Origin of the sequence: Okeania sp. SIO3B5, from assembly GCF_010692555.1 — a bacterium.
In the GTDB taxonomy this organism is placed as follows: domain Bacteria; phylum Cyanobacteriota; class Cyanobacteriia; order Cyanobacteriales; family Microcoleaceae; genus Okeania.
This window is the reverse complement of sequence record NZ_JAAHHG010000136.1, coordinates 13,341-21,988: the sequence shown is the minus strand read 5'-3', so window position 1 is coordinate 21,988 and position 8,648 is coordinate 13,341. Positions and strand designations below refer to the sequence as shown.

The 8,648-nt window shown below is 34.2% G+C and carries 3 protein-coding genes and 1 pseudogene; 2 read left to right on the top strand and 2 right to left on the bottom strand.

Annotated features, from left to right (window positions below):
• Nucleotides 1–197: 197 nt before the first annotated feature.
• On the top strand, nt 198–2,675 hold the full coding sequence (locus F6K54_RS19015; RefSeq protein WP_293080449.1) for a putative PEP-binding protein: 2,478 nt from the start codon (nt 198–200) through the stop codon (nt 2,673–2,675).
• Nucleotides 2,676–3,398: 723 nt separating this feature from the next.
• Complete coding sequence (locus F6K54_RS19010; RefSeq protein WP_293080446.1) at nt 3,399–5,354, top strand: NHLP bacteriocin system secretion protein; 1,956 nt, start codon at nt 3,399–3,401, stop codon at nt 5,352–5,354.
• Between the two features lie 286 nt (nt 5,355–5,640).
• Here F6K54_RS19010 and F6K54_RS19005 read toward each other — a convergent pair.
• Nucleotides 5,641–6,488 (bottom strand): annotated as a pseudogene (locus F6K54_RS19005) (IS630 family transposase).
• Between the two features lie 127 nt (nt 6,489–6,615).
• Nucleotides 6,616–7,209 carry a DNA-binding protein gene (locus F6K54_RS19000; RefSeq protein ID WP_293080444.1) on the bottom strand — a complete coding sequence of 198 codons (594 nt, stop codon included), beginning with the start codon at nt 7,207–7,209 and terminating at the stop codon, nt 6,616–6,618.
• Nucleotides 7,210–8,648: the final 1,439 nt, after the last annotated feature.

Sequence of the window (8,648 nt, the reverse complement as noted above, 5' to 3'; positions counted from 1 at the left end):
GCCCAACTCTTGAGCAAAATCCTGAATTTTTGAACCATTACCACCTAAAACCTCGCACTTTTTACAGATCTAAAATTGCTCAAACCAATATCAGTCAATAAGCGCGATATTTAATCAGCAAACCCTAATTATCATCTCTGATTTAACGGGCGAGTGTCAATATTTTTAACATTTGATGTCAGCAAATCAATAGTTTTGTGCATAAGTTTTACTGGCTACATAAAATTAAATCCTCAGACTGGAAAACAGTGGGAGAAAGAGCTTTTTATTTAGCTCGTCTCATGGAGCAAGGTTATCCAATTGTTCCTGGTTTTGTCATTCCAGCAAATAGCTTTTGGCAATTTTTACAACATATTGATTGGTCTGACCCATTATTAGTTGACTTCCCCAATTCTACTTTGCATTTTAATGTCAATAACTATCAACAATTACAACAAATTTCACAATCAATTAACTACAATATTGTATCTACTGATTTACCATCAGAGTTGTTCTTATCTCTAGAATCTGCCATTAAGAATCTCAATGCCGAAGTCTTAATTTTTAAGCTTGACTTAGTATCTCCTCACCTAAAAACTGTAGGCATATTAGAACCAATAATTTGTCAAGCTACACCGGAAGAATTTGTCCCAGGAATTAAACAAGCTTGGGCAGAAATATTTAATGCTAAAAGTTTATTATATTGGCATAGTCAGCAAGTTGAAATTCCACAACTTCAACCAGTAGTTATAGTACAACCCGTACAGTCAGCGATCGCTTCGGGAAATATTCATGCTTTTACTAATAGTTGGAAAATTCAAGCAACTCATGGTTTAGGAGTGTCTATTGAGCTGGGACAAGTTCTCCCTGATTCTTATATCATTTCTGCAGAAAATTGCACCGTAGAAAACAAGAAGTTAGGTAATAAAATTATCGCTTATAACCTTGATTCAAGAATTATTAAAGTTAGCGATACAGATACATGGCAAGGAAATTATCATACTCAAATTCCTATTCCTAAAACTTTAGCAGCACTGCAAACTTTTTTATTGCCAGAAGAACTACAAAAAGAATTTGTTTTAGAGGAAAAGCAATTACAATCATTAATTAGATTAACCCAGGATATAGCCAATAATATCGGTACTAATTTTGGAGTAAAATGGAGTTTTTTCCAAAGGTCTAATGATGCAAAATTTGAACTATTAATTACAGATTTTGAAAGATTTCCACAAGAGGATAAAATTTTGGCAAAATTGCCACAATCAGCAAAAGAAGAAAAATCAATATCTACTACTAATACTGAGAATCCCATTGTCAAAGGCATAGTAGCATCATCAGGAAAAGTAACAGCTAAAGCTATAGTTATTAAAAATATTCCTCCAGAAGTAGAAGAATTTCCTGACAGAGCAATTTTAGTTGTGCCTGTAATTATTCCGAGTTATTTACCATTACTGAAAAAAGCTTCTGGAATTATTTCTGAACAGGGTGGCATCACAAGTCATGCTGCAATTTTAGCTAGAGAAATTGGGATTCCTGCTATTGTAGGAGCTACTAATTCTACCAATATAATTAAAACAGGCGACCATTTATTAATTGATGGTAATAATGGGGCAATATATCTAGCAAAAGAAGATAATTATGATCCTGATAAACTTGAGAGACCAGTAGTAGAAAATTCTCTGAAAAATCAAAATTTACCGCCAATAGGAACTAAACTTTTCGTTAATATCAGTCAAATTAATTCCATTAAAAAAATTCAAGGTTCACTGATAGATGGAGTAGGATTATTGCGGTCAGAGTTAATGGCTATTGAACTGTTAGAAAATCATCATCCTTTATGGTGGATACAACAAGGCCGTCAATCAGAATTAGTCGGTCTAATGGTGAAGAAACTTAGTCAATTTGCTGCAGCTTTTACTCCAAAACCAGTCTTTTATCGTTCTCTTGATTTAGCATTATTTAACTCTAGCGATGGGGAAAAAGTATTTACTAAAATGCCAGAAGAATTTATAACTAATTATTCTGAAAATCAAGATAACCAGACCGAGGCAAATCTTCATAATCATCGGACTAATTATTCTAATCCTATACTAGGACGACATGGTACATTTAGTTATATGTTAGAACCAAGTTTATTAGATTTAGAAATAGATATTTTATCTCAAGTATATGAATTGGGTTATACTAACATTCATTTAATCTTACCATTTGTACGTTCTGTAGAAGAATTTCAATTTTGTCATAGTCGTATTCAAACTAAATGGGAAAATCGACCTAATAATTTCCAAATTTGGATTATGGCAGAAGTACCATCAGTTTTATTCTTACTACCTGAATATGTTAAAGCAGGAGTTCAGGGTATTGCTATTGGCACTAATGATTTAACCCAATTATTGTTAGGTGTAGACCGAGAAGAAAAACAAATGGCAAGTGCTTTTGATACTCGTCAACCAGCAGTAATGAGAGCCATTCAACAATTAATTTCTCAGGCTAAAATTTCTGGTATTCCTTGTTCTATTTGTGGCGATGCTCCTGCTTTATATCCAGAAATAATAGATAATTTAATCCGGTGGGGTATTACTTCTATTTCTGTTAATGTTGATGCTGTGGATCGAACTTATAATTCAATTGCTCGTGCGGAACAACGTTTGATTTTAGAAGCAGTTCAAATTAAGAATTTAGGTGGTAGGTTTTAGGTGGTTTTATATAGTTTTTCGGTGCTGAAGAAGTAGTCAGGAGGTCAGCATTCAGCTATCAGCATTTCAGCGTTCAGCTATTACTTTTCGTTTTATATAAAAGCTTTAGTAATTGAGGTGGAATTTCTACTTACTACCAAAGTTTGCCTTAAAGCCTATATTAATTTAAATCCCCTTATAAAAGCTGATAGCTGATAGCTAATAGCTGAATGCTTACCCTACGAAAATGCTCCGCAAACCGCATTTAGCAATGTCCTAACCTTTGCTTCGACTACTATACCTGTACTCTATTATATGAAATCTAATGTAAAGTTATACCTGTTGGGTTGCGAGATACCCTTAACCAAACCTACTAAACTGATACCAATTCACTTTAAAGATGTCACAATTATAAATGTGAAAGAATAAGCTTAAATTAGTGTATAATACCATTTTGAAAAAAGAATGTTACGAATAATAAAAATCATAAATAAACTTTCAAATAAAGTCTATTTGACGAAAAAGATAATTTAAAACATCAAAAATGGTATTAAATATATCCCCATACGAATTCTGGATTGCAGAATTGCTGGATTCTAAGAAATACCCTAGCTATTTGTAGCAAACATTTATCAAATTGGTATAACCATTACTTTAAGTTTATAGACTTTCACTTCTGACTTCTAATTTTTGACTTCTAACTTCCGTGAAACAGTATGACGACTCCCTTAACTAATAACTGAAATGACTGACTCTCCAAAACGCCGTATCTTTTCTCAAGAGTCACAGAAACAGATTTCTTCCCCAGAAGAATTTGACCAATTAATACAAGTAGTTACTATCAAAGACTGGCTATCTTTTGCTATATTAGGTGGTCTAGTATTAGTTGGTATCTCATGGAGTATTTTTGGCAAAATACCTATTACTGTAACTGGGAAAGGAGTATTAATTCGACCCCGACAAGTAGTAGAATTTCAATCAGCAATTCAAGGTAATTTAGAATCTCTGAAAATTAGAGATGGAGAGTGTGTCAAAAAAGATGATGTACTGGCAACTATCGATCCATCTCAGCTCAAAAAACAGTTAGAGTTACAACAGCAAAAGCTAATTCTTCTCCAAACTCAAGCAGTAGATACTCAACAGTTAGAAAGTCAACGCACTGAATTAGAAATAGATGGTTTGACAAGTAAAGCTGAAAGTTTAAGACAACGTTTGCAAGACACTCAAAATTTGACTCCTACCCTACAAAATAATACTTTAAAAGCACTCGGGGAACAACGTCAGACTTTGGAGCAACGTTTACAGGATATGCAAGCTGTTACTCCAATATTAAAAGAAGAAAAATTACAGGAAATTAACCAACAACGAACAAGTTTAGAAAAACGTTTGCGAGATGCTCAAAAATTAACTCCTGAATTGAGAGATAAAAAATTACAAGTTATCGCTAAACAAAAAGTTACTCTTCAGCAAAGGTTAGAAAATGCTAAAAATTTAACTCCTGTTTTGCGGGATAAAAATGAATTGGCATTGCAACAAGAACGAGAAAGTTTACAGCAACGTTTGAAGGATGCTCAAGAGTTAGTTCCTGTTTTTCAAAAGAGACTAACAGAGCGCCAAGAATTATTTGATGAGGGTGCTATTTCTCAAGATAATTTATTACAAACTGAACAAGAGTTTAGGCAAAATTTACAGTCTATTGCTCAAATTGAAGCTGAATTAAAACAAGTAGAAGTACAGGAAGCAGAAACTAATGAAAAATATTTACAAAATTTCAGTACTATTAGCGAAATTGAGGATAAAATCAAGGAGTTAGAGTTGGAGGAAGTAGAAACTAATGAGAGATATTTGGATAATATTAATACTATTAGAGAAATTGAAACTGAACTACAGGCGTTAGATTCACAAACGACTGAAAATTCTAAACAATTTCTGGATAATCTGAATCAAATTAATGAGATAAAAGTGCAGTTGGAGGAAGTTAAATTACAAGAAACGGAAGCAATGGAAAAATATTTAGAAAACCAGAATAGAATTGCTCAATTAAAAGTAGATTTACAGGATTTAGATACCCAGAGAAAACGTTTGGAACAAGAAAATTTAGAAGCAGTAAATACTCGCAAAAATCAAATAGCAGAAGTTAACCGAGAAATTGCTCAACTAGAAAAAGAGGTGGCTGATAATAGTAAAATTCTGAGTCCGATAGATGGATGTATTTTAGAAATTAAAAGCACTGTCGGACAATATGTAAATCCTGGTACTGCTCTGGGTAAAATTAATGTTCAAGGAAAGTCATCTGAATTAGTAGCGGTTAGTTATTTCCCTGTTAAAGATGGCAAGCGGATTGAGTCTGATATGGAAATTCAGATTACTCCCGATACTGTGAAACGGGAAAGATTTGGGGGGATTATTGGGAATATTACTTCTATTTCTAATTTTCCTGTGACTAAAGAAGGTGCAAGTTTTGTGGTAGGAAATCCAGAAATTGTAGAGAATATTATTGGGGAAAGTGGCGGGCAAGTTGAAGCTTATGTTCAACTTAAAAAAGATGATAATACTTTTAGTGGTTATGAATGGTCTTCTTCAAACGGACCCCAACAAAAATTAACTGCGGGTACGACTATAACAGCACGAGTAAGAGTTGAAGAAAGAGCGCCTATTACTTTTGTTTTGCCAATTTTAAGAGAATGGAGCGGAATTTAGAATTCAAAAGTTAGGTCCATTAAGCTCAACTTCGTTATAAAACTCAAAATCCTGATTATTATTTAGGAGCAGTAAGGGGTTTTTTACAACAAGTCGGGTAATAAGTGCATAAGCAAAATTAATTACGTATTCTGTCATAAAATTACGCAACTATATTTGACATTACAAGTAGCCTGAAGTCAAATGATAGAGGCATCTTATCAATTTTTGGAGATTTCTAATTACTTGCATAACAATCTACAATGCCAGCCTCAAAGTTATAGTCATTCTGAATAAGACTGGGACACTAAGAGACGCAATAATCTCGAATAATATCATCAATTGATTTATATTTTCCTTCGTACATTCTTTTCTTCTTTAATGCACCAAAGTCGTGTTCTATATCATTTAAATCTGGAGAGTATTTAGGGAGAAATATAACTTCATGTCCTTGGTCATTGACTAATTCCCTAATCACCGTTTTTCTGTGAATTGGTGCATTGTCCATTATCAGGACTGATTTTCGCTCAAGTGATGGTAATAAATATTTTTCTAGCCATCCCTCAAATCCCACAGCATTTAAGCTTCCTTCAAAAACCATTGGAGCAATTAAATCTTTCTTTCTTTTTCTTCTTCCTGCTACCAAGTTTTCTCTTTTTTTCCTCTTGCCTTGTTTGTCCCCTCTGACTTTCTTCCCTCTCTTTGACCAAGCATATAGACACTCTTGAACTGACTCAAATCCACTCTCGTCAATATATACAAGGCTTTCTACCCCATAATGTTTGATCGATTCTCGCTCGTAATTTATAGTATTTTATTCTTTCAAGTCTATTTCTTTCTCGATACCTTAATTCTTTTTTTTTGCGTGATTTTCATTTGATGCAACGCATAACCAATTGAACTAATATTAACTCCAAACTTAACAGCGCGATCGCACAATCTTAAATCTGGATTTTCTTTCACATCTTTTTCTAATGCCTGCCAATCTAATTTTCGCCGACGTCTTGTGACTTTTGTCGGTTTTAAATCCACTCTTGCTAGCCACCGATATATTGTAGAACGTCCCACTTTATAGATTCTGGAGGCCGATAAAATACTTCCTCCGTGTTCAATATAATCAATGACTCTTGTTCGTAAATCTAGACTGTAAGACATTCTTTAAATGATTTATTCTGGTTTACATTTTACTCTTTATATTGTACCACTCTTATTCAGAATAACTATAAACAAGCCGACACCACTATTTAATATATTTAAAATAAATATTAGTTGAATTTAAACATCAGATTCTTTGGTTACTAGCATCTTGGGGTTCATTTTCATCTAGTTCCGTATCTCGGAAATATTTGCGAATAATTTCAACTTCAGGCTCCACCTCAATCCATAGTCGGGCACCACCTGCTTGACTCTTGTTAGGTTTATGAGGTCGATAGACAATTTTGCAATTTCCCAGAATTTCTACTTCGTGGCAGCGATGGTTTTTGCCTCCTTGTTTGACAGAAATAGCTGCAAGAGAGGTGCCGTGGTCTCGGTTATAGTCAATTTCTCTTCGCAGTACATGGATAAAAGTATTGCCTGTACGGAATCCTTTATTCCAAGTTCCTTGAGGACCTCGACGACCAGGAGTAATTTCTGGCATTCCTCGACGATTTAAAGGAATTACCCAAAACCGTTTGACTTTTTTGGCTCCTTTGAGACGACCTTGCCTGAGAAGTAACCTGAGTCTAGCCGTAGAAATATTGAGAAGAAATGCTGCTTCTGTTGTACCAACTGTATCTGGTTCAGTATTTGTATCTTGCATAAACTGTTTCGGAACATATAAGGGATAAACTGGATAACCAGTTACCATCAAACCACAAAAGATTGAATTTGCCAATATTTGATTGTCCAGTATTGACTTATGATAGTAATCTTAGTAGGAGATTTTACAATTACCCAAAGTCTCAACTAAATCTAGTTTAGTAGTTATACCTTGCATAAACTGTTTCGGAGCAGATTTCAGAGATGAAAATTTCACTGACTTATATAGATAGTGAAAAATTTGTCAGAGACTTTTCCAGAATATTTGCTCTTTCTAGAGGTAAGTAGAGATTTTTAGCAAGTGGAGCATCGCTTCAAGCCTCCATGGACTTTTTGCCAGTTTTTGTCAGAGATGAAAATTTCACTGACTTATATAGATAGTCGAAAATTTGCCAGAGACTTTTCCAGATATTTGCTGTTTCTAGAGGTAAGTAGAGATTTTTAGCAAGTGGAGCGATCGCCTCAACCCTCCCCTAGACTTTTTGCCAGTTTTTCTGAGGAGATGAAAATTTTACTTCTATATATAGATAGTCAAAAATTTGTCAGATAATTTTCCAGAATATCTGCTATTTCTAGAGGTAAGTAGAGATTTTCTGAAGTAGAGCATCGCCTCAACCCTCAACTTTTTGCCGTTTTTCCTAAGAGATGAAAATTTCACTTCTATATATAGATCGTGAAAAATTTGCCAGAGACTTTTCCAGAATCTTTGCTCTTTTTAGAGGTAAGTAGATATTTTCTCTTTGTGAAGCACTCGACTCTTGCGTACCCTCGACTTTTTGCCATTTTTCCTAAGAGATGAAAATTTCACTTCTATATATAGATCGTGAAAAATTTGCCAGAGACTTTTCCAGAATCTTTGCTCTTTTTATACCAATTCCCAAAAGTAATGCTATACTTGGGCAATACTTCAGCTATTAAGTAATTAACACTAGCCAAATAACTTTCTTGCTAATTTTAGCTATTTTAATGTTAATTATTATAATGTTTACTTCTCCCCCACTCCCCTACTCCCCTACTCCCCTGCTCAAGAAAGCGTAGAAAAGTTTTTGAGAAATGGTATTAGAGGTAAGTAGATATTTTCTCTTTGTGAAGCACTCGACTCTTGCGTACCCTCGACTTTTTGCCATTTTTCCTAAGAGATGAAAATTTTACTTCTATATATAGATCGTGAAAAATTTGCCAGAGACTTTTCCAGATATTTGCTCTTTCTAGAGGTAAGTAGATATTTTCTCTTTGTGAAGCGATAGCCTCAAGCCTCCCCTAGACTTTTTGCCAGTTTTCTGAGGAGATAAAAATTTTACTTCTATATATAGATAGTCAAAAAATTGCCAGAGACTTTTCCAGATATTTGCTCTTTCTAGAGGTAAGTAGATATTTTCTCTTTGTGAAGCGATAGCCTCAAGCCTCCCCTAGACTTTTTGCCAGTTTTCTGAGGAGATAAAAATTTCACTCTTATATATAGGTAGTGGAAAATTTGTCAGAGACTTTTCCAGATATTCGCTCTTTCTAGAGGTA

Coding starts and splice junctions, on each gene's coding strand:
- F6K54_RS19010 (WP_293080446.1), top strand. CDS start 3,399: ATGACTGACTCTCCAAAACGCCGTATCTTTTCTCAAGAGTCACAGAAA.